The following is a 22,876-nucleotide window of genomic DNA, read 5'->3' on the forward strand; positions in this document are numbered from 1 at the left end:
ACCCATACAAAGACGTAGTAAGGCGGCCCGAGTTGGGCCGTGCAGAGGATTCACCTCGTCACGGGGGGAGTCCCCCCATCCCCCCAAGTGAAACTTCGGGCCCAACAAGGAGAGCAGGGAACCCAGATGGCGGAGCTCACGATCCGGCCGGAGGAGATCCGGGACGCGCTGGAGAACTTCGTCCAGTCGTACAAGCCGGACGCGGCCTCGCGCGAGGAGGTCGGTACGGTCACCCTTGCCGGCGACGGCATCGCGAAGGTCGAGGGCCTGCCCTCGGCCATGGCCAACGAACTGCTGAAGTTCGAGGACGGCACCCTCGGTCTTGCGCTCAACCTCGAAGAGCGCGAGATCGGTACCGTCATCCTCGGCGAGTTCAGCGGTGTCGAGGAGGGCCAGCCGGTCACCCGCACCGGAGAGGTCCTGTCCGTCGCCGTCGGCGAGGGCTACCTCGGCCGTGTCGTCGACCCGCTCGGCAACCCGATCGACGGCCTCGGCGAGATCGAGACCACCGGCCGCCGCGCCCTGGAGCTGCAGGCTCCGGGCGTCATGGTCCGCAAGTCGGTGCACGAGCCGATGGAGACCGGCTACAAGGCCGTCGACGCGATGACCCCGATCGGCCGTGGCCAGCGTCAGCTGATCATCGGCGACCGCCAGACGGGCAAGACCGCCCTGGCCGTCGACACGATCATCAACCAGCGCGACAACTGGCGCTCGGGCGACGTGAACAAGCAGGTTCGCTGCATCTACGTCGCCATCGGTCAGAAGGGCTCCACCATCGCCTCCGTGCGTGGTGCGCTCGAAGAGGCCGGCGCGCTGGAGTACACGACCATCGTCGCCGCCCCGGCGTCCGACCCGGCCGGCTTCAAGTACCTTGCGCCGTACACCGGTTCGGCCATCGGCCAGCACTGGATGTACGACGGCAAGCACGTCCTCATCATCTTCGACGACCTCTCCAAGCAGGCCGACGCCTACCGCGCCGTGTCCCTGCTGCTGCGCCGTCCGCCGGGCCGCGAGGCCTACCCGGGCGACGTCTTCTACCTGCACTCCCGTCTGCTGGAGCGCTGCGCGAAGCTCTCCGACGAGATGGGCAAGGGCTCGATGACCGGTCTGCCGATCGTCGAGACCAAGGCCAACGACGTCTCGGCGTTCATCCCGACCAACGTCATCTCCATCACCGACGGCCAGTGCTTCCTGGAGTCGGACCTCTTCAACGCCGGTCAGCGCCCCGCGCTGAACGTCGGTATCTCCGTCTCCCGAGTCGGTGGTTCCGCGCAGCACAAGGCGATGAAGCAGGTCTCCGGCCGACTGCGCCTCGACCTCGCCCAGTACCGCGAGCTGGAGGCGTTCGCCGCCTTCGGTTCCGACCTGGACGCCGCGTCGAAGGCCCAGCTGGAGCGCGGTCAGCGTCTGGTCGAGCTGCTCAAGCAGCCGCAGTACCAGCCGATGGCCACCGCCGACCAGGTCGTCTCCGTGTGGGCCGCGACCACCGGCAAGATGGACGACGTACCGGTCGCCGACATCCGCCGCTTCGAGACGGAGCTGTTGGAGTACCTGCACCGCAAGGAGCAGGGCCTCATGACCTCCATCAAGGAGGGCGGCAAGATGTCGGACGACACCCTCACCGCCGCCGCCGACGCCATCGCCGAGTTCAAGAAGCAGTTCGAGACCTCGGACGGCAAGCTCCTCGGCGAGGACGCCCCGGCCGCGGCCAAGTGACGTAGGAAGGGACCTGACTCATGGGAGCCCAGCTCCGGGTCTACAAGCGTCGCATCCGATCCGTCACCGCGACCAAGAAGATCACCAAGGCGATGGAGATGATCGCCGCCTCGCGCGTCGTCAAGGCGCACCGCAAGGTGCAGGCCTCGACGCCGTACGCGAAGGAACTGACGCGTGCGGTCACGGCGGTCGGTACGGGTTCCAACACCCGGCACCCGCTGACCACCGAGGCGGAGACGCCGACCCGTTCCGCGGTACTGCTCCTCACGAGCGACCGCGGTCTGGCCGGCGCCTTCAACTCCAACGCCATCAAGGCCGCGGAGCAGCTGACCGCACGTCTTGAGGCCGAGGGCAAGGAGGTCGACACGTACATCGTCGGCCGCCGCGGTGTCGCCCACTACAACTTCCGTGAGCGCAAGATCGCGGAGCAGTGGACCGGCTTCACCGACCAGCCCGAGTACGCGGACGCGAAGAAGGTCGCGGGTCCGCTGATCGAGGCCATCGAGCTGGACACGGCGGAGGGCGGCGTGGACGAACTCCACATCGTCTACACCGAGTTCGTCTCGATGATGACGCAGACGCCGATCGACAGCCGGCTGCTGCCCCTCAGCCTCGAAGAGGTCGCGGAGGACGTGCCCTCGGGCGAGATCCTTCCGCTGTACGACTTCGAGCCGTCGGCGGAGGACGTCCTGGACGCCCTGCTGCCGCGGTACGTCGAGAGCCGTATCTACAACGCGCTGCTCCAGTCGGCTGCCTCCAAGCACGCCGCCACCCGCCGCGCGATGAAGTCGGCGACCGACAACGCGGGAGACCTGATCACCACGCTCTCCCGTCTTGCCAACGCGGCCCGCCAGGCCGAAATCACCCAGGAAATCAGCGAGATCGTCGGTGGCTCCGCAGCCCTGGCCGACGCGACCGCGGGGAGTGACAAGTAATGACGACGACAGTTGAGACGGCCGTTGCCACGGGCCGCGTCGCCCGGGTCATCGGCCCGGTCGTCGACGTGGAGTTCCCCGTCGACGCGATGCCGGAGATCTACAACGCTCTGCACGTCGAGGTGGCCGACCCGGCCCTGGACGGTGCGAAGAAGACGCTGACCCTGGAGGTCGCCCAGCACCTGGGTGACGGCCTGGTCCGCACGATCTCGATGCAGCCCACCGACGGTCTGGTCCGCCAGGCCGCCGTCACCGACACGGGCACGGGCATCACCGTCCCGGTCGGTGACTTCACCAAGGGCAAGGTGTTCAACACCCTCGGTGAGGTGCTGAACAGCGACGAGAAGTACACGGGCGAGCGCTGGTCCATCCACCGCAAGGCCCCGCGCTTCGACGAGCTCGAGTCGAAGACCGAGATGTTCGAGACCGGCGTCAAGGTCATCGACCTGCTGACCCCGTACGTCAAGGGCGGCAAGATCGGCCTGTTCGGCGGTGCCGGCGTCGGCAAGACGGTGCTCATCCAGGAGATGATCTACCGCGTCGCCAACAACCACGACGGTGTCTCCGTGTTCGCCGGTGTCGGCGAGCGCACCCGTGAGGGCAACGACCTCATCGAGGAGATGGCCGACTCGGGCGTCATCGACAAGACGGCGCTCGTCTTCGGCCAGATGGACGAGCCCCCGGGCACCCGTCTGCGCGTGGCCCTGGCCGGTCTGACCATGGCGGAGTACTTCCGCGATGTGCAGAACCAGGACGTGCTGTTCTTCATCGACAACATCTTCCGCTTCACGCAGGCCGGTTCCGAGGTCTCGACCCTGCTCGGCCGGATGCCCTCCGCGGTGGGCTACCAGCCGAACCTGGCCGACGAGATGGGTCTCCTCCAGGAGCGCATCACCTCGACCCGCGGTCACTCGATCACCTCGATGCAGGCGATCTACGTCCCCGCGGACGACCTGACCGACCCGGCCCCGGCCACCACGTTCGCCCACCTCGACGCGACGACGGTTCTCTCCCGTCCGATCTCCGAGAAGGGCATCTACCCGGCCGTGGACCCGCTGGACTCCACGTCCCGCATCCTCGACCCGCGGTACATCGCGGCGGAGCACTACAACACCGCGATGCGCGTCAAGACGGTCCTGCAGAAGTACAAGGACCTTCAGGACATCATCGCGATCCTCGGTATCGACGAGCTGGGCGAGGAGGACAAGCTCACCGTCCACCGTGCCCGTCGCGTGGAGCGCTTCCTGTCCCAGAACACCCACGTCGCCAAGCAGTTCACCGGCGTCGACGGGTCGGACGTCCCGCTGGACGAGTCGATCGTGGCCTTCAACTCGATCATCGACGGCGAGTACGACCACTTCCCGGAGCAGGCGTTCTTCCTCTGCGGTGGTATCGAGGACCTGAAGGCGAACGCGAAGGAGCTGGGCGTCTCCTGACCCCGTGCTTCACCTGAGGGGGTGGGGCGTGTCCCACCCCCTCTTTCATGCCTACTAGAATTGAACCCACACCCGGCACGACCGCCGGGTGGTGACCCGAGGAGCCCACCTTGGCTGCTGAGCTGCATGTCGAGCTCGTCGCCGCGGACCGCCAGGTCTGGTCCGGCGAGGCCACCCTGGTCGTCGCGCGCACCACGTCCGGCGACATCGGCGTCATGCCCGGTCACCAGCCGCTGCTCGGTGTGCTGGAGTCGGGCCCGGTGACCATCCGCACGAGCGACGGCGGGACGGTCGTCGCCGCGGTGCACGGCGGTTTCATCTCGTTCGCGGACAACAAGCTGTCGCTGCTCGCCGAGATCGCCGAGCTGTCGGACGAGATCGACGTCCAGCGCGTGGAGCGCGAGCTGGAGCAGGCGAAGGCGGCGGGCGACGAGTCCGCCGAGCGCCGCGCGGACGTCCGACTGCGTGCGGTGGAGACGCGCTGAACCCAGGTTTGACGCGATGACGTGACTCAGCCGCGGCTGGGACCGGAGGAATCCGGCCCCAGCCGCGGCTGAGGCGAATGTGGGTGTTTTTTCCGTTCCGTTACCTGTTTTACCTAGGAGACGAGGAGGTCGGTGTCGATGGTCCTCGCTCTGACTGCGTGCGGAATTGTGGTGGCCCTGGTGGTGCTGGGCCTGTTCGTCTTCGGCCTCCGCCGCAGACTCATCCAGCGCTCCGGTGGCACCTTCGACTGTTCCCTGCGCTGGGACGTCCCGGAGAAACCCGACACCAACGGCAAGGGCTGGAGCTACGGCGTCGCCCGCTACAACGGCGACCGCATCGAGTGGTACCGCGTCTTCTCCTACGCCTACCGCCCGCGCCGCACGCTGGAACGCTCCGCGATCGAGGTCGCCGGCCGCCGCCTCCCCGAGGGCGAGGAGGAGCTGGCTCTGCTCTCCGACGCGATCATCCTGACCTGTCTGCACCGGGGCACGCGCCTCGAACTGGCCATGAGCGAGGACGCGTTGACGGGTTTCCTGGCCTGGCTGGAGGCGGCTCCGCCCGGGCAGAGGGTCAACGTGGCATGACCGGACACACCGGGTTGGGCACGTCGGCCTGACTGACGACGACCGTGTGGGGCGCGGAGCCGAGGGTCACGGTGACGTCGACCGGGCAGGCGGCCATGACAGCGGCGGCGACCGCTGTGGCGAGGGCACTGGCCGGCGCGGCCCAGGCGTGGACGGACTTCTTGGTGGTGCGGGACGTGGACCTGCGCGTCATGGTTTCCCCCGTGGTGCGGTGTTCCGCTTCCTGTCGTAGGACCAAGATGCCCCAGGTCAAGAGCTCCTTAGCGGCGCCGATCGGCCTCCGCTCCGGGCCGAAGGACCCCCTGAGGTGCACGCCGGGGGCGCACGTCACCAAACAACGCGCCGCGGACAGACCCGTGAGGTCCGCCCGCGGCGGTGTGGTGCTGAGCCGTGTGGGGATCAGCTCAGCCCGCTGTTGATGGCGCTCACCAGCTCACCGTTGCTGGTGTCGCCGCTGAAGTCCCAGAAGAACGCGCCGCCCAGACCCTGGGTCTTGGCCCAGCTCATCTTTCCGGCGATCGTGCTCGGGGTGTCGTAGGACCACCAGTTGGTGCCGCAGTGGGCGTACGCCGTGCCCGCGATGGTGCCGGTGGCGGGGCAGGACGTCTTGAGGACCTTGTAGTCCTCGATGCCCTGTTCGTAGGTGCCGGGCGCCGGGCCGGTGGCCGTGCCGCCCGGGGCGTCCTGGGTGACGCCGGTCCAGCCTCTGCCGTAGAAGCCGATGCCGATGAGCAGCTTGTTCGCGGGGACGCCCTTCGACTTGAACTTGGCGATCGCGTCGGCCGTGGTGAAGCCCGGGGTCGGGATGCCGCTGTAGGTGGTGAGCGGGGAGTGCGGGGCGGTGGGGCCGGTGGCGTTGAAGGCGCCGAAGAAGTCGTACGTCATCACGTTGTACCAGTCGACGTACTGGGCCGCGCCCGCGTAGTCGGCGGCGTCGATCTTGCCGCCGGAGGTGCCGTCCGCCGTGGTGGCGGCGGTGACCAGGTTGTTGGAGCCGAACTTGGCGCGCAGGGCCTGCATCAGGTTCTTGTACGCCGCCGCGCCGCTGGTGTCACAGGACAGACCGCAGGCGTTCGGGTACTCCCAGTCGATGTCGATGCCGTCGAACACATCGGCCCAGCGCGGGTCCTCGACCAGGCTGTAGCAGGAGTTGGCGAACGCGGTCGGGTTGGCCGCGGCCTGGGCGAAGCCGCCGGACCAGGTCCAGCCGCCGAAGGACCAGAGGATCTTGATGTTCGGGTACTTGGCCTTCAGCTCGCGCAGCTGGTTGAAGTTGCCGGCGATCGGCTGGTCCCAGGTGTCGGCGACGCCGCTGACCGACTGGTCCGCGGTGAACGTCTTCTGGTAGTCGGCGTAGGCGTCACCGATCGCGCACTGCCCGTTGGTCACGTTGCCGAAGGCGTAGTTGATGTGCGTGATCTTCGCGGCGGAGCCGGACGTCACCAGGTTCTTGACCTGGTAGTTGCGCTGGTACGTGCCCCACTCGGTGAGGTACCCGAGCCTGACCGCGTTGCCGGTGGTCGGGGGAGTGGTCGTACCGCCCGTGGTGTGCACGGCGACCGAGCCACTGACCGGGCCGGTCTGGTCCGCGGTGTCGCGGGCCTGCACGGTGTACGAGTAGTCGGTGCCGGCGGTGAGGCCGGTGCCGGTGTACGAGGTCGTCGTCACCGTGGCGACCTTCGTGCCGTCGCGCAGGACGTCGTAGTTCTTGACGCCCTTGTCGTCGGTGGCCGCGCTCCAGGAGAGGTTCACCGAGGTGTTGGTGATCGCGGAGGCGGTGGGGGTGCCGGGCGCGGAGGGGGCCGCGTCACCGGGGACGGTGGTGCCGCCGTCACAACTGCCGCCGTTCAGCAGACAGTTGGAGGGCGAGCCGCTGCCGGCGCCGTTGAAGCCGAAGGAGACGGAGGCGCCCGCGGCGATGCTGCCGTTGTAGGACTTGTTCTTCGCGGTCCAGTGGTTGCCGGAGTTGGTGACGTCCGCGTCCCAGGCCGAGGTGACGGAGGTGCCGGAGGGGAAGTCCCACTCGACCGTCCATGAACTGATCGCGCTGGTACCGGTGTTCTTGACGGTCCACTGGCCGCCGAAGCCGGTACCCCAGTCGCTGGACTTGGTGAAGGTGGCGGTGGCGGTCGACGCGGCCTCGGCGGGGGCGGCCAGACCGACGAGAGCGGCGAGCGGAAGCAGCAGGGTGGTGAACCCGGCAACTGCTCGTTGTCTGAAGCGCATTGAGCGCCTCCTCGGGGTGTCGGGGGGTATCTCGAGGATGGTGGGGCGCGACTGAGCCTTCGCACCCACAGTGCCGCGAGAATAGAAAGGTCTGGACCACGGGTCAATAGGTCTGGACCACTTTGGTAGAGGTGTGCTAAACCCCAACTCACGCACCGGCAAAGCCGTTTGAAACCGCCGCCGCCCCCGCCGGGACATCTACCGCCCTCTCCGACAGCCGGTCAGCGCTCCCCGCCGGGCACCCAAAGGACGTCCCCCGTCTCCTTGTTGGCCGTGCGGGCCAGGATGAACAGGAGGTCGGAGAGGCGGTTGAGGTAGGTCGCCGTCAGAGGGTTCATCACGTCGCCGTACGTCTCCAGGGCCGTCCATGTCGACCGCTCCGCCCGCCGTACGACCGTGCACGCCTGGTGGAGCAGGGCCGCGCCCGGGGTGCCGCCCGGGAGGATGAAGGAGCGGAGTTTCTCCAGCTGCTCGTTGAAGTGGTCGCAGTCCGACTCCAGCTTGTCGATGTAGAACTGTTCGACCCTCAGGGGCGGGAACTCGGGGTTCTCCACCACCGGCGTGCACAGGTCCGCGCCCACGTCGAAGAGGTCGTTCTGGACGCGGGTGAGGACCTTGACGAGGTCCTCGGGGAGGGCGCCGAGGGCGATCGCCGTGCCGATGGCCGCGTTCGCCTCGTTGGCGTCGGCGTACGCCGAGATGCGGACGTCGGTCTTGGCGACCCGGCTCATGTCGCCGAGGGCGGTGGTGCCCTGGTCGCCGGTCCTGGTGTAGATGCGCGTCAGATTGACCATGTGGCCAGCGTAGTCAGGGCCGGCCGGTGCTCAACTAGGCCGTACGGGGGGTCGAATGACCCGCCCCGGTGTGATGTCCGTCAGATGAGACGTGACGCGCGTTACTTACCGGTCACACAGCGCCGCACCTTCGCTAGTGTCCGCCGAGAGGCATACGGATACACGCTGTAAGCGTTTCAAAGGGGAGTCGCACAGTGGCACGGAAGCTTGCCGTCATCGGCGCCGGACTCATGGGTTCCGGTATCGCCCAGGTCTCCGCGCAGGCGGGCTGGGACGTCGTCCTGCGCGATGTCACCGACGAAGCCCTCAAGCGTGGCACCGACGGCATCAAGGCCTCGTACGACAAGTTCGTGAGCAAGGGCAAGCTGGAGGCGCACGACGCCGACGCGGCCCTTGGGCGGATCACCGCGACCACCGATCTCGACGCCGTCGCCGACGCGGACATCGTCGTCGAAGCCGTCTTCGAGAAGCTGGAAGTCAAGCACGAGATCTTCCGCGCGCTGGACAAGATCGCGCGCGAGGACGCCGTTCTCGCCTCCAACACCTCCGCCATCCCGATCACGAAGATCGCGGCCGTGACGGAGCGTCCGGAGCGCGTCGTGGGAACGCACTTCTTCTCGCCCGTCCCGATGATGGGGCTGTGCGAGCTGGTGCGCGGTTACAAGACGAGCGACGAAACCCTCGCCACCGCAAGGGAGTTCGCCGAATCCGTCGGCAAGACCTGCATCGTCGTCAACCGTGACGTGGCCGGCTTCGTGACGACCCGTCTCATCTCGGCGCTCGTCGTCGAGGCGGCGAAGCTGTACGAGTCGGGCGTCGCCACCGCCGAGGACATCGACCTCGCCTGCAAGCTGGGCTTCGGTCACGCGATGGGCCCGCTGGCCACCGCGGACCTCACCGGCGTCGACATCCTGCTGCACGCGACCAGCAACATCTACACCGAGTCACAGGACGAGAAGTTCGCCCCGCCGGAGCTGATGCGCCGAATGGTGGACGCCGGTGACATCGGACGCAAGAGCGGGCAGGGCTTCTACAAGCACTGAAACCGCACACGCCCCTGCCCCATCACACGCAGGGGTGAATTCGGTATCGGTTCGCTCACAGACGGCAACTTCCCGGCACTTCACGCAGTCAGAGGTTGCGTCACCGACTTCGCCGACTTCACAGACAACACCGAGTACGCCACCGCACTCACGGGGAGCGCATATGTACATCAGGGGCGACCACGTCGAGCTGGTCGTCGGGGGCCGCCTCGACGTCCGCAGCGCGGCGGACGCCCGTACGGTCCTGCACTCGGCCGTCGACGACGGAGTCGGCGATCTGGTGCTGGACCTGTCCGAGCTCGACTCCTGGGACGCCACCGGCCTCGGCGTGATCATGGGAGCCCACCGACGGGCCGGCCGCTGCGGACGCCGCCTGGTGCTGCGCCGCGTACCGCCGCAGATGCAGCGCCTGCTCGTGGCCACCCGGCTGCACCGCATCCTCGCCATCGAGGGCGGGATCGGGGTCGAGTCCCTTCCCAGGGTGTGATCCCAAAGTGTGTCACTTTCGCCGAAAGTGACACACTTTTCGGAAGAGGCCCGGTCGGGCGCCCGCCCCACACCTACCGCGCACAATCCTCATGAGACTGTGACGTCTCGCACCGCGCGGTACCCCGGCCTGTCGTAGATACTGTGCGAAGGTTTAGGGTTCGGTCGCCCGCTGCCTCACCACCCTTCGAGCGGGCCCGGACCAGAAGCGACAGCGCGGTGTGCACAAGGCCGGGAGGGGCCTGGGTCCTGTCGACCCGCACACGACGCTTTTGGGGGGCTTGGACCTATGGACCCGATCGACCGGGGACCCGAGGAGTACGGCCATGACGGCGACGACATGTCGTCGCGTCAGCGCCCGCCCCGGGAACCCCTCACACCCGACTTCGGCCAGCACACACCCGCGATGGCCCGCACCGTGCAGCTGGTCACCGGCGACTTCCTGCTCACCGTCAATCCCGTCGACGGCAGCGAGATCGAGGTCTGCCCGCCAGGACAGCGGCCCGTCCGGCCCGCGAAGCTCGGCGCCGCCGAGCGCGCCGAGGCGGCCCGCGCCGCCGGACCACCGGCCCCGCCCGGCCTGAACCGCCCCGAACTGCCGCTCCTGGAACGCCAGGAGGAGCGCGAGCGCCTCGTACGGCTGCTCGCCCGCGGCCGTTCCGTACGCCTCACCGGCCCCTCGGGCTCCGGCCGCACCAGCCTGCTCGACCTGGTCGCCGAGGACTGCCTGGACCTCGCCCCCGACGGCGTGATCCGCCTCAACGGCTTCCACCGCACCGCCGGCGACCTCCTCCACGACCTCTTCCACGCCGTCTACGACGCACCCCTGCACCGGCCCGCCCGCGAGGAACTCCTCGCCCTGACACGGGAGATCGGTGCGGTCGTCGTCCTCGACGACATCGAGTTCGGTGCCGCCGCGCTCGACGAACTGCTCGACGCGACGCCCGAGTGCGCCTTCCTGATCGCCGCGACCCCGGAGGTCCCGGCACCGTCCGCGGACTCCGCCATCGAGGAGGTCTTCCTCGGCGGCCTCGGGCGGCCCGGCGCCGTGGAGGTCCTGGAGCGCGCGGTCGGCCGTGTCCTCACCGAGGAGGAGGCGAACTGGGCGGGTGACCTCTACTTCGAGTCCGAGGGCCTGCCCCTGCGCTTCGTCCAGGCCGGTGCCCTGCTCCGCCAGCGCGACGAACTGCGCGTCGGCACCAGCGCCGTCGAGGAGTTCGGCGTCTTCCAGGACGCGCCCCCGGTCGACGCGCCCTTCGACGCCCCGCCCCTCGACCCCGACCAGGGCGACGACGTACCCCTGCCGTCCCTCGGCGAGGCCGCCGCGCCCGCGCCGTTGCTCGCCTCCCGGCTCAGCACCTCGGCGCGGGCCACCCTGCGCTTCGCCGTCGCGCTCGGCGGCGAGGTGCCGCACCAGGCGCATCTGCCCGCGCTCGTCGGCGACACCCACGCGGACGCCGCCCTCGGCGAACTCGCGGGCTGTGGGCTGGTCTCCCCGGTCGGCTCCCGCTACCGGCTCGCCGCCGGCGTCCAGACCCAGCTGGAGGCCGCCGGATACGGCGACGAGGTCGAGTCCGGCGCCCTGATCGCCGCCCTGCACTACTCCTGGTGGGCCGGGCACCCCTCGGTCACGCCCGAGCGCGTGTGCGCCGAGGCGGACGCCCTGCTCGCCGCGCTAGTCGCCCTGTTGCCGGCGACGACACCGCCCGGTGACGGCGAGGAGAGCACCACCGTCCACCTGGCCCGCACGGCGGCCCCCGCGTTCGCCGCCGGACTGCACTGGAGCGCCTGGGAGCACGCCCTGCGCGCCGGCGCCGAGGCCGCCCAGCTCGCCGACGACGTGAGTGAACAGGCCTATTTCCAGCACGAGTTGGGTGTCCTCGCGCTGTGCGAGGGCGACCTCGACCGGGCCCGTGCCGAGCTGGAGTCCTCCATCGGCCTGCGCGGTGCCGCCGCCGACAAGCGCGGTGCCGTCGCCGGACGCCGTGCCCTCGCCCTGGTCGCCGACCGCTCCGGCATCGCGCTCGCCCTCGGCTCCACAGCGGGCGAGGAGGTGCCCGACGCGCGCTACGAGGAGTCGGCCTCGCCGCCCGGCGGCATACCGGCGCCCTTCCCGCCGCTCCAGCCGTCCGGCGAGACGTACACCCTCGTCTCCCACCAGTCCTCGACCCCGAAGGCCCACAACAAGGCCCGGGGCGGTCTGCGCGGCTACGCTCGGCGCAACCTCGTCGCGGCCGGCGCGGGCGTCCTGCTCGCCGCCGTCCTCGGCACGGTCGTCACCCTCGGCGCCACGTCCAACAACAACGCCGACAACCCGTCCGACAAGGTCGGCGTCAACCCGTCCGCCAGCCAGGGCACCGGCGACGACAGCCTCGGCGCCGACAAGGCGAAGAAGGGCGACAACAGCGACACGGGCACGGCGACCAGCAGCCCGACCGATCCGGGCCCGGACGGCACTTACGGCACGTCGGACGACCCGACACCGACGGACGGCAGCGGGACGCCTTCGGACAACCCGAGCGGGACGAGCGGGTCGGGGAACGGGTCACACTCTCCGTCGCCGACCAAGTCCCCGACGAGCAAGCCGACTTCGTCGAGCCCGACGCCCACGAGGTCGACGTCCCCGAGCACTTCGACGTCGCCGTCGCAGAGTGAGTCCCCGACGCCGACCGACTCGCCCACGCCGTCGATCACCCCGTCCACCGACACCTCGGCGAGCGGCGCAACCTCAAGTGCCCCTGTCGACACGACCAGTTCGGCCGCGCCCGAGAGCGCCGGCGCGGACACGTCGAGTAGTGCGGGCACCGTGATCTGACCCTCCGTACGACAGGAAAGGGCCGGCTCCGATGATCGGAACCGGCCCTTTTCGTATCGGTCAGAACAGGCGCAGCTTGTCGTCCTCGATGCCGCGCAGGGCGTTGTAGTCCAGGACCGTGCAGCCGATGCCGCGGTCGGTGGCGAGGACGCGGGCCTGGGGCTTGATCTCCTGGGCGGCGAAGATGCCGCGGACCGGGGCGAGATGGGGGTCGCGGTTCAACAACTCCAGGTAGCGGGTGAGTTGCTCCACGCCGTCGATCTCGCCGCGCCGCTTGATCTCGATCGCGACGGTCTGGCCCTCGGCGTCCCGGCACAGGATGTCGACCGGGCCGATGGCCGTCATGTACTCACGGCGGATCAGCGTGTAGCCCTCGCCGAGGGTGTCGATGCGGTCGGCGAGCAGCTCCTGGAGGTGCGCTTCCACGCCGTCCTTGATCAGGCCGGGGTCCACGCCGAGTTCGTGCGAGGAGTCGTGGAGGATCTCCTCCATCGTGATGATGAGCTTCTCGCCCGCCTTGTTGATGACGGTCCAGACACCTTCGTCGTCCCCGGAACCCTCCTTCAGCGTGCAGGGCGGAGACATCCAGTTGAGGGGCTTGTAGGCCCGGTCGTCCGCGTGGATCGAGACGCTGCCGTCCGCCTTCACCAGGATCAGACGGGGGGCGGAGGGGAGGTGGGCGGTGAGCCGGCCCGCGTAGTCCACGGAACACCGGGCAATGACGAGACGCATGGTGGGCAACGCTACTCGACGGGCGTGGGTCGACGCGATTCGCCCTGGAAGACCCGTGACGCCCCTTGTTCATTCATGGCCGATTGTGGGCCTATTGAGAGTTCCCTATGTACGCATTCTCCTGGTGCCGCCCCCCTCCGTTGCCTACCGTATAAACGGGAGGTCGCGAGACATGTACGCAGCGTGTTCGTCATCGCGGACTCCCTTATCTGTCCGGCAACCCCCACGAGTTGGGGGTGCGAGAGGAGAACCCATGTCGCTCGACGTCTCACCGGCCCTACTCGAAAAGGCCGAGCGAGGCGAGGTCGACGAAGCTGAATTCGTCGACTGCGTCCGGACCTCCCTGCCTTACGCATGGGAGATGATCAGCTCCCTGGTGGCTCAGCTGAAGGTCGACGGCGGTGCGTTCGCCGACAACCAGACGCCGCCGCCGGACGAGCAGGCACGCGGTCAGTTGCTGCGTGCGCTCGCGAGTGACGCGATACGCGGCGCGCTGCAGCGGCACTTCGGTGTACGCCTGGCCTTCCAGAACTGCCACCGGGTGGCAGTGTTCCCGCTGGACGGCTCGGTGAACGAGACGCTGGCCCGCTTCACCTCCGTGCGCAGCCAACTGCTCAACCAGTCCCCGGAGTTCAGGGACTGCTGACGCGGCTACGGCGCACTTGCTTGCCGCTCCGTACGCGGGAGGTGCACTGTACGGGGCGGCAAGCTCCCCGCGGATCGCTCGGTACGGATCGTTCAGCACGGATCGCTCAGCCGAGGTGGGGGAGCACCTCGGCACCGAGCCGCCGTACGTTCTCCTCGGTCGCCGCGAGGTCCCCGGACCCCTCGACGAGCAGCGCGAAGCGGGAGATGCCGGTCCGCTCGGAGGTCGCCGCGAGCCGGTCGACGCACAGCCGCGGGGTGCCCACCGGGTGCAGTCCGCAAAGGAGTTCGGTGTACGCGAGCGGGTCGCGCATCCGGCGCTCGCGGTCGTCCACCGTCACATGGGCGTCCAGCCCCTGCTTCAACCAGCCCGGCATCGCCTTCACCAGGGCCTCCACCGCGTCCGCCCGCCGGTCGGCGATCTGGCAGACGCCGGCCGACACATGGGCCGCGCCGTGGATCTCCTCCGCCGATCGACCGGCCGCCCGCGCCAACTGCCGCCACAGGGCGACCATTTCCGCCTTCTCCTCGTCCCCGACGTGCATACCGAGCAGCATCGGCAGGCCCCGCTCGGCCGCCAGCCGCACGCTCGCGGGGGAGGTGCAGGCGACGACGACCTCGGGGCCCGGCGCGTCCGACAGCGCCTCCGACGGCCTTGGTACGACCGGGACTTCACGGAACGCGAAGCGGTCCCCGGTGCCCGCGACCGACGGCTCGCGCAGCCAGTTCATCAACAGATCGAGTGATTCCGGGAACCCCTGTTCGTACGCCGCGAGGCCCGAGCCGAACACCTCCAGGTCGACCCACGGCCCGCCGCGTCCCACGCCCAGCGAGAAGCGCCCGCCGCTCGTCACATGCAGCAGCGCGGCCTGTTCGCCCAGGGCGACCGGGTGGACGGTGGACAGCACGCTGACCGCGGTGCCGACGCGGATGCGCTGGGTGCGGCCCAGCAGTAACGCGGCCAGGGTGACCGCGGACGGGCAGGTGCCGTAGGGCACGAAGTGGTGCTCGGCCAGCCAGACCGTGTCCAGACCGGCTTCCTCCGCGACCTCCACCGAGCGGACCGCGCGGTGCAGTGCCTCCCCCTGGCCCTGCCCCGGGAACTGGGCGGCCAACACAAAACTTCCGACGCGCATGGTTCTTCCTGCTTCCTTGGCTCCGACACGGAGCTCCCCCACCGGGCATAACCGTCCGACACGTGCCGAAGACACGGCCTGGCGAAGAGATTTGCGGATTGTCTGCAGAATGCGCGGTCCCGAGGGGGACTTGTGTGGGTTGATGCCCTTCGCGTACCCCTGTCCGCGCCACGTAGGCTGGACACAGCCCTTGCCTCCTGTATAGCCCCGTGAGGTGTTCTGTGTCCCCGCGTCGCAACCGACCCAAGGAGTCCGGTTCCCCCGGCCAGAGTGCCGACGACGAGCGCTCGGGCCGCTACGGCGGCTGGCAGTCCACGGAGCACTGGCAGGGCGAGGAGTGGAGCGTGCGCCATGTCGCCGGGGCGAGCGCGCAGGGCAAGACGTACCGCTGCCCCGGCTGCGACCAGCAGATCCCCTCCGGCGTACCGCACGTCGTGGCCTGGCCGGAGCACGCGGGCGTGGACGACCGCCGCCACTGGCACAAGGCCTGCTGGAACGCGAAGGACCGCCGCACCACACGGGTGCAGCGGTCCAGGAACGCGCCGAAGTTCTAGGCGAACCTGCTAAAAAGTGGTGCGGCTCACACGTCCCGCTGCTCCAGCAGCGCGACCGCGCCCGCGAACGCCACGGCCGTCACGCCCACGATGATCCACAGCGGGTCCCAGCCCGAAGGTCCGCTCTCCGTCAGGGAGTTGGAGTAGAAGACGCTCAGCTGGTTCGGGATCGAGTACTCGAACAGCTTCTGGCGTACGTCCTCCAGCGACTGCGAGAACATGAACAGCGCGATGACCAGCGGGGCGAGCACCGCGCCGATCATCACGGTGATCGCGCCCGCCGAGTGCCGGATGATCGAGCCGACGATCAGCGAGAGCAGCCCGAGCAGCGCGATGTAGAGCGAGACGCCGACCGTCCCCTTGAGCCACTCGCCGGCGGACGGGTCCTTCGCGCCGTTGTTCTCCAGCAGCGAGGCGTCCACGAAGGCGATGAACCCCGCGGCCACCAGCGTCACCACGAAGGCGACCCCGAAGAACACGATCGACTTCGCCGCGAGGACCCGGCCCCGGCTGGGGCACGCGGTCATCGTCGTGCGGATCATGCCCGTGCCGTACTCCGAGGCCGTGGTCAGCACGCCGAGCGTGATGATGCACATGGAGCCGAGCAGCAGCCCGAAGAAGCCGAGGGAGAGCGGGTTCTCGCCGTTCATCTCGGACGAGGAGTTGCTGACCACGACGGCGGCGAGCAGCCCGATGCCGACGACGAGCACCACGAACACACCGAGCGTCCAGATCGTCGAACGCACCGACTTGATCTTCGTCCACTCCGAGGCGAGCGCATGCCCGAGATGCGTGCGCACCACCGGGATCGGCGAGGTGTACCCGCCGTACGAAGGACCGGGCGCCGCCTGCCAGTTGGGCGCGGCTGCCTGCGGCATCGGGGGCTGAGGCGTACTCATCGGGCGTCCTCGGGCTTGGTCAGGTCGGCGGCGGGTGCGGGGGAGGAGGCGGCGGCGGGCTGCGCGGGCGCGGGAGCCGGGGCGGCATCGGGTGCCGGAACCGCGGGCGCATCCTGAGCCGGGCCCTGAGGCGCCTGTGACGGCGCCTGGGGAGCCATGGGCGCCGGGGGCCCGTACGGGCCCGGCAGCGCCGCACCGGGCGCCGCAGGGGCGCCGTACGGGTTCGGGGCGCCGTAAGGATTCGTCGGGGGCTGGCCCATCCCGAACGGCTGGCCGCCCTGCTGCGGCGACGGCGGCGCGTACCAGCCCGGCTGGCCCTGGCCCGGTACCGGCATGGGCGGCTGTACGCCCGGCGGCGGTTGCTGCATCAGGCCGGCCTTCTGGTCGATCGTCGAGCGGTAGTCGACGGCCCCCTGCGTCATCCGCATGTACGCCTCCTCCAGCGAGGCCTGATGCGGGGACAGCTCCCACAGCCGTACGTCCGTGTCGTGCGCGATGTCGCTGATGCGCGGCAGCGGCAGTCCCGTGACGCGCAGCCCGCCGTCCTGCTCGGGCAGCACGTGGCCGCCCGCCTCGGTCAGCGCGGAGGTCAGCTTCTCGCGGAGCTGGGGCTCGGTGTCCGGGGTGCGCACGCGCGCGAAATCGGCGGAGTTCGCCGAGATGAAGTCCCGCACGCTCATGTCGGAGAGCAGCTGCCCGCGCCCGATCACGATGAGGTGGTCGGCGGTCAGCGCCATCTCGCTCATCAGGTGCGAGGAGACGAAGACCGTACGGCCCTCCGCCGCAAGCGCCTTCATCAGGTTCCGCACCCAGAGGATGCCCTCGGGGTCGAGCCCGTTGACCGGCTCGTCGAAGAGCAGCACCTGGGGGTCGCCGAGGAGCGCGGCGGCGATGCCGAGCCGCTGGCCCATGCCGAGGGAGAAGCCCTTGGAGCGCTTTCTCGCCACGTCCTGGAGGCCCACCACCCCGAGCACCTCGTCCACGCGCCGGGCCGGGATGCCCGAGAGCTGGGCCAGGCTGAGCAGATGGCTGCGGGCGCTGCGGCCACCGTGCACGGCCTTGGCGTCGAGCAGGGCACCGACCTGTCTGGGTGCGTTCGGCAGCTTGCGGTAGGGGAAGCCGCCGATCGTCACCTGTCCTGACGTTGGGTTGTCCAGGCCGAGGATCATGCGCATCGTCGTCGACTTGCCCGAGCCGTTGGGCCCGAGGAAACCGGTGACGGCGCCGGGCCGCACCTGGAAGGAAAGGTTGTACACGGCGGTTTTGTCGCCGTACCGCTTGGTCAGGCCGACAGCCTCGATCATGCTCCGCACCCATCGAAAGGATCAGGACAGCAGGGCGCACGCCCCCGTAAGGGTTAGGAGGATATAGGGGCGCCGACGGTTCCGCCCAAGGGAAAGTAAAGCTATGGCCTCCGCTACGCGTCCCGGCGCTTCCGCTACGCGTCCCGGCCCTTCGGCTACGCGTCCCGGCGCTTCAACAGGACGTACGCACCGGCCAGCGCCGCCACCACCCACAGCGCCATGATCCCGAGCCCGCCCCAGGGCCCGTACGGCGCGGAGTCGTCGACCGGCGTGACCACCTGCATGATCTTGCTGCCGGCCTGGTCGGGCAGGTACTGGCCGATCTTCTTCGTCGCGGAGACGTTGCCGAGGATGTTGGAGATCAGGAAGAAGAACGGCATCAGGATGCCCAGCGACAGCATCGGCGAGCGCAGCATCGAGGCGACGCCCATGGAGAACAGCGCGATCAGGGTCATGTAGAGCCCACCGCCGATCACCGCGCGCAGCACGCCCGGGTCACCGATCTCCGCCCTGTGCGAGCCGAGCATCGCCTGCCCGAGGAAGAACGTGAGGAAGCTGGTCACGAGGCCGACGACGAGACAGAGCCCGGTGGCCACCGCGATCTTGCTGAACAGGAAGGTGCCGCGCTGCGGTACGGCCGCGAGCGAGGTGCGGATCATGCCGGTGCTGTACTCGTTCGCCACGACGAGCACCCCGAACACGATCATCGCGAGCTGCCCGAGACTCATCCCGGCGAAGCTGATGAACGTCGGGTCGAAGGACAGCTTGTCCTTGGCGCTCATGTCGTCGAACTGGCTCTTCGACAGCGCCGAGATCAGCATGCCGAGCCCGATCGTCACCACCACGGCCAGCGAGAGCGTCCACACCGTCGACGCCACGGAACGGATCTTGGTCCACTCCGAGCGGATGACCTGGGTCGCCGCCATGTCAGCCCTTCTTCCAGCCGTCGCCCCAGCCCTGCTGCTGTTCGGCAGGCGCCACGGGGAGGGGTGCGTCGGAATGCGCGTGGTACTCCACCGACTCCGCGGTCAACTGCATGAACGCCTCCTCCAGGGAGGCCTGTTGGGGACTCAGCTCGTGCAGCACCAGCTGATGCGACGCGGCCAGCTCACCGATCTGCTCGGACTTGCCTCCGTCGACTTCGAGCACCCCGCTGCCGGATTCGACCACCGTGATCCCGGCCTGGTGCAGCACATCGAGCAGCCGCTCGCGCTGCGGGGTGCGGATCCGGACGTAGGAGCGCGAGTTCTGCTGGATGAAGTCGGCCATGGAGGTGTCCGCGAGGAGCCGGCCCTGGCCGATGACGACGAGGTGGTCGGCGGTCAGCGCCATCTCGCTCATCAGGTGCGAGGAGACGAAGACCGTACGGCCTTGCGCGGCAAGGGACTTCATCAGGTTGCGGATCCAGTGGATGCCCTCGGGGTCGAGCCCGTTGACCGGCTCGTCGAACATCAGGATCTCCGGATCACCGAGCAGCGCGCCCGCGATACCGAGCCGCTGGCCCATGCCCAGCGAGAACCCCTTGGCCTTCTTCTTCGCCACGGCGGTGAGCCCGACGGTGTCCAGCACCTCGTGGACGCGGGCCTTCGAGATGCCGTTGCTCTGCGCGAGACACAGCAGGTGGTTGAAGGCGCTGCGCCCGCCGTGCATGGCCTTGGCGTCGAGGAGGGCGCCGATGTACTTCAGCGGGTCCTTGAGCTGGTCGTAGTGCTGGCCGTCGATGCGGATGTCACCGGCGGTCGGCCGGTCGAGCCCGAGCATCATGCGCATGGTCGTCGACTTGCCGGCGCCGTTCGGGCCGAGGAAGCCCGTGACGATGCCGGGTCTGACGGCGAAGGTGAGGTTATTGACCGCCACCTTGTCGCCGTACCGCTTGGTCAGCCCCGAGAGCTCGATCATGCGGCCACGCTAAGACGGCCGTTCGGCGGATGCCACCCGAACGGGCAAACAGAGTCCGACGAGGCAGGCAACAACGGTGAACGCCGTCGCCCAGGCGAACGCGTGCGGGAAGGCCGAGGCGCCGTGCCCGTGCGCCAGGACCGTCGCCAGTACGGCGGTGCCGACGCTGCCGCCGACCTGCTGCACGATCCGCACGGTGGTGCTCGCGTGCGGGATACGGGCGCGGTCGAGCCCCTGATACGCGCCCACCATGACCGCCATGTTGGCCGCGCTCACCCCGAGGCCGCGCACGACCAGCGCGACGAGGAGCAGGGCCGCACTGGGATGCGGGAGCAGGAAGGGGAGGGTGCCCAGCGCGCACAGCAGCATCCCCGCCACGCTGACCGGGCGCGGCCCGAGCCGGTCGGTCAGGGGTCCGGTGACCCGGGCCAGCAGGCTGCCCAGTCCCTGCGGCGCCAGCAGCAGCCCGGCCGCGATCACGCCCTCGCCGCGCGCCTGTTGGTAGTAGAGGGGGAGCAGGAACATCCCGCCGAACAGGGCGAGCCCGTTCAGGAACGTCAGGATCGAGGAGACGGCGAAGGCACGGTCCTGGAACAGGCGCAGATCGACGAGGGGTTCGCGGGCGCGCAGCGCGTGGCGGGCGAACAGGGCGATCAGTACGGTGCCCACGGGGATCGCCGTCGCGCGGGCGGCGCCGGTCTCGGAGAGGCCGTAGACGAGGGTGGCGAGGCCGGGGGAGAGGAGCAGGAGGCCGGTCAGGTCCAGGTGGTGGCCGGGGCGGGCGGTGTCCTTCGGGACGCCGCGCCAGGCCAGGGCGAGGGCCAGGAGGCAGACGGGCAGGTTGACGTAGAAGATCCAGCGCCAGCTGAGGTGGCCGACGATCAGGCCGCCGAGGACCGGGCCGAGGATCGGTACGACCATGGTGGGCAGGGTGATCGCGGCCATCAGGCGGCCGAGGGAGCGACCGCCGGCCGCGCGCATGACCAGGGTCTGGAGGACGGGCAGCAGGAGTCCGCCGCCGATGCCCTGGACGACCCGGAAGGCGATCAGCGAGCCGATGTTCCAGGCGAGTCCGCAGAGCAGTGATCCGGCGAGGAAGAGGGTCAGTGCGCCTAGCCAGACGTTCCGGGAGTCGAAGCGTTCGACGGCCCAGCCGGAGACCGGGACGACCGTGGCGAGGGCCAGGAGATACGCGGTGCTGACCCATTGCAGGCTCGTTGTCGAGGCGCCCAGGTCGTGGCCCAGGGTGTGCAGGGCGATGGAGACGATCGTGCTGTCGAGGAGCGGGGCGAGGGCGCCCAGGACGAGGATGCCGGCGAGTTTGCGGACGGCGGGGTCGAGGCGCTCGGAGGAGTGGACGGTGGTGTCGGGCATGGTGGTCCCCCTTAGAGACGTGGCGTCTCTTATTGCGCCCACGATAGGCTGGACCCGATAAGAGACGCAAGGTCTCCTGAGAGTTCCTAAGAGTTCCTAAGAGTTCCTGAGGTTTCCTGAGTGGAAGGTGCCGGTGATGACCGGAGAGCAGACGCGGCGGCGCGGTGCCGCGCTGGAGGCCGACATCCTGGACGCCGTGTGGGAGGAGCTGGCCGACGTCGGCTACGCCCGGCTCACCATGGAGGGTGTCGCGGCCCGCGCCCGCACCGGCAAGCAGGTCCTCTACCGGCGCTGGCCCAACCGCGCCGAACTCGTCAAGGCCGCCCTGCCGCACCGCACCGGCTTCATCGTCGACCAGGTGCCGGACACCGGGGAGTTGCGCGAGGACCTGCTCGCCCTGCTGCGGCTGATGGCCGAGCGGCAGCGGGAGATCGGCCCGGACGTCATCCGGGGCCTGCTCGCGGAGGTGACCGACCTGGACCCGAAGGTGTTCGGGATCATGCACGACATCCTGCTGACGCTGCTTCAGCGTGCCGTGAAGCGGGGCGAGATCCCCACCGCCGACCTTCCCCGACGGGCCGTCACCGTCCCCGCGGACCTGCTGCGTTACGAGATGGTGCTCTCCCGCGACCCGGTCGCCGACGCCACCCTCGTCGGGATCGTCGACGACGTGTACCTGCCCCTGCTGGCCGGACGCGGCTGAGACACCGCCGGGACACGGCTGAGGCCCGCACCCCCGAAGGGAATGCGGGCCTCAGCTTTACGACAGGTGCTTACCGGGACTGCTGAGCCGGAACTCCACGAGAGATCGGCTCGTCCTCGACCGGCGAGCTCGCGGCGGCCACCGCGGCACCGGTGAGCGTGGCGAGCATCTCGCGCACGTTCGTCAGCTGGGCGTTGATGCTGTCGCGACGGTTCGTCAGGGCGGCCAGCTCGCGCTCGGATTCCGAACGGATGCGGTCGGCCTTGGCGTTGGCGTCGGCCACGATGTCCTCGGCCTGGCGCTGAGCCGTCTCCACCGTCTGACGGGCGCGACGCTCCGCGTCCGTACGCAGCTTCTCGGCCTCAAGGCGGAGCTGCTCCGCGCGGTGCTCGATCTCCGCGAGGCGCTTCTCGGCCTTCTGCTGACGCGACGCCAGGTCGCGCTCGGACTGCTCGCGCCGCTTGGCGAGGTTCGTCTCGAAGTCGGCGGCGGCCTGCGCGGCCTTGGCGCGGGTCTCCTCGAAGAGGGCGTCGGCCTCCTCGCGCTTCTGCTGCGCGTCCTTCTGGGCCTCGCCACGCAGCTGGGCGGAGTCGCTCTTGGCCTTCTCGACGATCCGGACGCCCTCGTCCTCGGCCTTGGACTTGCGCTCCGCAGCGAACGATTCTGCGTCGTTGCGGACCTGCTGAGCGGCGGACTCCGCGAGTTCGCGGTGCTGCTCCGCCGCGCGCCGGGCCTCCTCGCGCAGGTCCTTGGCCTCTTCCTCGGCGAGGCGGAGGATCTTCTCGACCCGCGCGCCGAGCCCGGCGTACGACGGCTCCGCGTCGCTTACCTGGGCCGCGGCGTTCTGCGTTTCGAGGTGGAGCTCCTCGATGCGCTTTTCGAGAGCAGTGATACGGGCCAGAGCGCTGTCACGGTCGGAGACGAGCTTCGAGATGCGTTCGTCCACCTGAGCGCGGTCGTACCCACGCCGCACAAGCTCGAAGCCGTAGGGGGAAGTGTCGCTCATGGGGTTCCTGTCGAATGAGACCGGTGAGGTGATAGGGGGAATCCTAGGGGCCGAAGCGGTGTGTCATCGAGCGGATACGTGTTTGATCTGGAGAATGACACCT

At 69.3% G+C, this 22,876-nt stretch carries 22 protein-coding genes; 11 read left to right on the plus strand and 11 right to left on the minus strand.

What is annotated here, in order from left to right; all coding sequences use genetic code 11:
- The first annotated feature begins 126 nt into the window (after positions 1 to 126).
- The 5 genes from atpA (at position 127) to OG588_RS34270 (ending at position 5,157) form a co-directional block, all read left to right on the plus strand.
- Complete coding sequence (gene atpA / locus OG588_RS34250) at positions 127 to 1,716, plus strand: F0F1 ATP synthase subunit alpha (RefSeq protein WP_266862340.1); 1,590 nt, start codon at positions 127 to 129, stop codon at positions 1,714 to 1,716.
- 20 nt (positions 1,717 to 1,736) lie between these two features.
- A complete protein-coding gene (locus OG588_RS34255) occupies positions 1,737 to 2,651 on the plus strand; it encodes a F0F1 ATP synthase subunit gamma (protein ID WP_327401278.1) in 915 nt (304 codons plus the stop codon).
- Positions 2,651 to 4,087 (plus strand): F0F1 ATP synthase subunit beta, encoded by a 1,437-nt coding sequence (gene atpD, locus OG588_RS34260; RefSeq protein ID WP_019060726.1) that lies wholly within the window; start codon positions 2,651 to 2,653, stop codon positions 4,085 to 4,087. Before OG588_RS34255 ends, atpD begins: the two co-directional genes overlap by 1 nt.
- A 110-nt stretch (positions 4,088 to 4,197) precedes the next feature.
- Positions 4,198 to 4,572 (plus strand): F0F1 ATP synthase subunit epsilon, encoded by a 375-nt coding sequence (locus OG588_RS34265; RefSeq protein ID WP_019060727.1) that lies wholly within the window; start codon positions 4,198 to 4,200, stop codon positions 4,570 to 4,572.
- A gap of 138 nt (positions 4,573 to 4,710) precedes the next feature.
- Positions 4,711 to 5,157 (plus strand): DUF2550 domain-containing protein, encoded by a 447-nt coding sequence (locus tag OG588_RS34270; protein ID WP_026150981.1) that lies wholly within the window; start codon positions 4,711 to 4,713, stop codon positions 5,155 to 5,157.
- Here the strand turns inward: OG588_RS34270 and OG588_RS34275 are convergent.
- The 3 genes from OG588_RS34275 to OG588_RS34285 all read right to left on the minus strand — a co-directional run bounded on the left by OG588_RS34275 (position 5,144) and on the right by OG588_RS34285 (position 8,177).
- Entirely contained in the window at positions 5,144 to 5,350 is a 207-nt protein-coding gene (locus OG588_RS34275; RefSeq protein WP_405950615.1) for a hypothetical protein, read from the minus strand. The genes OG588_RS34270 and OG588_RS34275 overlap by 14 nt on opposite strands.
- Before the next feature lie 206 nt (positions 5,351 to 5,556).
- Positions 5,557 to 7,383 carry a glycosyl hydrolase family 18 protein gene (locus OG588_RS34280; protein ID WP_405950616.1) on the minus strand — a complete coding sequence of 609 codons (1,827 nt, stop codon included), beginning with the start codon at positions 7,381 to 7,383 and terminating at the stop codon, positions 5,557 to 5,559.
- 221 nt (positions 7,384 to 7,604) lie between these two features.
- Positions 7,605 to 8,177 carry a cob(I)yrinic acid a,c-diamide adenosyltransferase gene (locus OG588_RS34285; RefSeq protein WP_405950617.1) on the minus strand — a complete coding sequence of 191 codons (573 nt, stop codon included), beginning with the start codon at positions 8,175 to 8,177 and terminating at the stop codon, positions 7,605 to 7,607.
- A gap of 194 nt (positions 8,178 to 8,371) precedes the next feature.
- Here OG588_RS34285 and OG588_RS34290 point away from each other — a divergent pair, with 194 nt between their 5' ends.
- The 3 genes from OG588_RS34290 to OG588_RS34300 all read left to right on the plus strand — a co-directional run bounded on the left by OG588_RS34290 (position 8,372) and on the right by OG588_RS34300 (position 12,521).
- Positions 8,372 to 9,220, plus strand: coding sequence for a 3-hydroxyacyl-CoA dehydrogenase family protein (locus OG588_RS34290; RefSeq protein ID WP_328679009.1), 849 nt, complete (start codon positions 8,372 to 8,374; stop codon positions 9,218 to 9,220).
- A 163-nt stretch (positions 9,221 to 9,383) separates the two neighbouring features.
- Entirely contained in the window at positions 9,384 to 9,707 is a 324-nt protein-coding gene (locus OG588_RS34295) for an STAS domain-containing protein (protein ID WP_019060737.1), read from the plus strand.
- Positions 9,708 to 9,995: 288 nt separating this feature from the next.
- Positions 9,996 to 12,521, plus strand: a complete 2,526-nt coding sequence (locus tag OG588_RS34300; protein WP_405950618.1) for an ATP-binding protein — start codon at positions 9,996 to 9,998, stop codon at positions 12,519 to 12,521.
- A gap of 60 nt (positions 12,522 to 12,581) precedes the next feature.
- On the opposite strand, the gene nucS is transcribed toward OG588_RS34300, so the two are convergent.
- Positions 12,582 to 13,253: an endonuclease NucS gene (nucS, locus tag OG588_RS34305; protein WP_363097072.1), complete on the minus strand. Its 672-nt coding sequence runs from the start codon at positions 13,251 to 13,253 to the stop codon at positions 12,582 to 12,584.
- Between the two features lie 253 nt (positions 13,254 to 13,506).
- On the opposite strand from nucS, the gene OG588_RS34310 reads away from it, so the two are divergent.
- Complete coding sequence (locus tag OG588_RS34310; RefSeq protein ID WP_366098226.1) at positions 13,507 to 13,899, plus strand: SCO5389 family protein; 393 nt, start codon at positions 13,507 to 13,509, stop codon at positions 13,897 to 13,899.
- Positions 13,900 to 14,005: 106 nt separating this feature from the next.
- On the opposite strand, the gene OG588_RS34315 is transcribed toward OG588_RS34310, so the two are convergent.
- Positions 14,006 to 15,034 carry an LLM class flavin-dependent oxidoreductase gene (locus tag OG588_RS34315; RefSeq protein WP_317776163.1) on the minus strand — a complete coding sequence of 343 codons (1,029 nt, stop codon included), beginning with the start codon at positions 15,032 to 15,034 and terminating at the stop codon, positions 14,006 to 14,008.
- 221 nt (positions 15,035 to 15,255) lie between these two features.
- Between OG588_RS34315 and OG588_RS34320 the strand changes: the two genes are divergently transcribed.
- Positions 15,256 to 15,588: a hypothetical protein gene (locus OG588_RS34320; protein WP_019060742.1), complete on the plus strand. Its 333-nt coding sequence runs from the start codon at positions 15,256 to 15,258 to the stop codon at positions 15,586 to 15,588.
- 26 nt (positions 15,589 to 15,614) lie between these two features.
- Here OG588_RS34320 and OG588_RS34325 read toward each other — a convergent pair whose 3' ends face one another.
- The 5 genes from OG588_RS34325 to OG588_RS34345 all read right to left on the minus strand — a co-directional run bounded on the left by OG588_RS34325 (position 15,615) and on the right by OG588_RS34345 (position 21,064).
- A complete protein-coding gene (locus tag OG588_RS34325; protein ID WP_405950619.1) occupies positions 15,615 to 16,487 on the minus strand; it encodes an ABC transporter permease in 873 nt (290 codons plus the stop codon).
- Positions 16,484 to 17,791 carry an ABC transporter ATP-binding protein gene (locus tag OG588_RS34330; RefSeq protein WP_405950620.1) on the minus strand — a complete coding sequence of 436 codons (1,308 nt, stop codon included), beginning with the start codon at positions 17,789 to 17,791 and terminating at the stop codon, positions 16,484 to 16,486. The genes OG588_RS34325 and OG588_RS34330 overlap by 4 nt, the downstream gene beginning before the upstream one ends.
- Positions 17,792 to 17,946: 155 nt before the next feature.
- Positions 17,947 to 18,717, minus strand: a complete 771-nt coding sequence (locus tag OG588_RS34335; RefSeq protein ID WP_405950621.1) for an ABC transporter permease — start codon at positions 18,715 to 18,717, stop codon at positions 17,947 to 17,949.
- A 1-nt stretch (position 18,718) separates the two neighbouring features.
- Positions 18,719 to 19,690 (minus strand): ABC transporter ATP-binding protein, encoded by a 972-nt coding sequence (locus OG588_RS34340; protein WP_405950622.1) that lies wholly within the window; start codon positions 19,688 to 19,690, stop codon positions 18,719 to 18,721.
- A 9-nt stretch (positions 19,691 to 19,699) separates the two neighbouring features.
- The gene (locus OG588_RS34345; protein WP_405950623.1) at positions 19,700 to 21,064 is read right to left on the minus strand and encodes an MDR family MFS transporter; all 1,365 of its coding nucleotides are present in this window, start codon (positions 21,062 to 21,064) and stop codon (positions 19,700 to 19,702) included.
- Between the two features lie 136 nt (positions 21,065 to 21,200).
- On the opposite strand from OG588_RS34345, the gene OG588_RS34350 reads away from it, so the two are divergent.
- Positions 21,201 to 21,767 carry a TetR/AcrR family transcriptional regulator gene (locus tag OG588_RS34350; protein WP_405950624.1) on the plus strand — a complete coding sequence of 189 codons (567 nt, stop codon included), beginning with the start codon at positions 21,201 to 21,203 and terminating at the stop codon, positions 21,765 to 21,767.
- A 70-nt stretch (positions 21,768 to 21,837) separates the two neighbouring features.
- Here OG588_RS34350 and OG588_RS34355 read toward each other — a convergent pair whose 3' ends face one another.
- Positions 21,838 to 22,773, minus strand: a complete 936-nt coding sequence (locus OG588_RS34355) for a cellulose-binding protein (RefSeq protein ID WP_033285426.1) — start codon at positions 22,771 to 22,773, stop codon at positions 21,838 to 21,840.
- Positions 22,774 to 22,876 lie beyond the last annotated feature (103 nt).

The sequence above is a fragment of the Streptomyces prunicolor genome (assembly GCF_045162825.1).
GTDB classification, from domain to species: Bacteria; Actinomycetota; Actinomycetes; order Streptomycetales; family Streptomycetaceae; genus Streptomyces; species Streptomyces prunicolor.

Excerpts from the sequence above, each read along its gene's own strand:
- OG588_RS34300 (WP_405950618.1), top strand. The coding sequence starts at position 9,996 with ATGGACCCGATCGACCGGGGACCCGAGGAGTACGGCCATGACGGCGAC.
- OG588_RS34275 (WP_405950615.1), bottom strand. The coding sequence starts at position 5,350 with ATGACGCGCAGGTCCACGTCCCGCACCACCAAGAAGTCCGTCCACGCC.
- nucS (WP_363097072.1), bottom strand. The coding sequence starts at position 13,253 with ATGCGTCTCGTCATTGCCCGGTGTTCCGTGGACTACGCGGGCCGGCTC.
- OG588_RS34310 (WP_366098226.1), top strand. The coding sequence starts at position 13,507 with ATGTCGCTCGACGTCTCACCGGCCCTACTCGAAAAGGCCGAGCGAGGC.
- OG588_RS34335 (WP_405950621.1), bottom strand. The coding sequence starts at position 18,717 with ATGGCGGCGACCCAGGTCATCCGCTCGGAGTGGACCAAGATCCGTTCC.
- atpA (WP_266862340.1), top strand. The coding sequence starts at position 127 with ATGGCGGAGCTCACGATCCGGCCGGAGGAGATCCGGGACGCGCTGGAG.
- OG588_RS34355 (WP_033285426.1), bottom strand. The coding sequence starts at position 22,773 with ATGAGCGACACTTCCCCCTACGGCTTCGAGCTTGTGCGGCGTGGGTAC.
- OG588_RS34345 (WP_405950623.1), bottom strand. The coding sequence starts at position 21,064 with ATGCCCGACACCACCGTCCACTCCTCCGAGCGCCTCGACCCCGCCGTC.
- OG588_RS34295 (WP_019060737.1), top strand. The coding sequence starts at position 9,384 with ATGTACATCAGGGGCGACCACGTCGAGCTGGTCGTCGGGGGCCGCCTC.
- OG588_RS34285 (WP_405950617.1), bottom strand. The coding sequence starts at position 8,177 with ATGGTCAATCTGACGCGCATCTACACCAGGACCGGCGACCAGGGCACC.
- OG588_RS34315 (WP_317776163.1), bottom strand. The coding sequence starts at position 15,034 with ATGCGCGTCGGAAGTTTTGTGTTGGCCGCCCAGTTCCCGGGGCAGGGC.
- atpD (WP_019060726.1), top strand. The coding sequence starts at position 2,651 with ATGACGACGACAGTTGAGACGGCCGTTGCCACGGGCCGCGTCGCCCGG.
- OG588_RS34330 (WP_405950620.1), bottom strand. The coding sequence starts at position 17,791 with ATGATCGAGGCTGTCGGCCTGACCAAGCGGTACGGCGACAAAACCGCC.
- OG588_RS34340 (WP_405950622.1), bottom strand. The coding sequence starts at position 19,690 with ATGATCGAGCTCTCGGGGCTGACCAAGCGGTACGGCGACAAGGTGGCG.
- OG588_RS34270 (WP_026150981.1), top strand. The coding sequence starts at position 4,711 with ATGGTCCTCGCTCTGACTGCGTGCGGAATTGTGGTGGCCCTGGTGGTG.
- OG588_RS34255 (WP_327401278.1), top strand. The coding sequence starts at position 1,737 with ATGGGAGCCCAGCTCCGGGTCTACAAGCGTCGCATCCGATCCGTCACC.
- OG588_RS34325 (WP_405950619.1), bottom strand. The coding sequence starts at position 16,487 with ATGAGTACGCCTCAGCCCCCGATGCCGCAGGCAGCCGCGCCCAACTGG.
- OG588_RS34280 (WP_405950616.1), bottom strand. The coding sequence starts at position 7,383 with ATGCGCTTCAGACAACGAGCAGTTGCCGGGTTCACCACCCTGCTGCTT.
- OG588_RS34350 (WP_405950624.1), top strand. The coding sequence starts at position 21,201 with ATGACCGGAGAGCAGACGCGGCGGCGCGGTGCCGCGCTGGAGGCCGAC.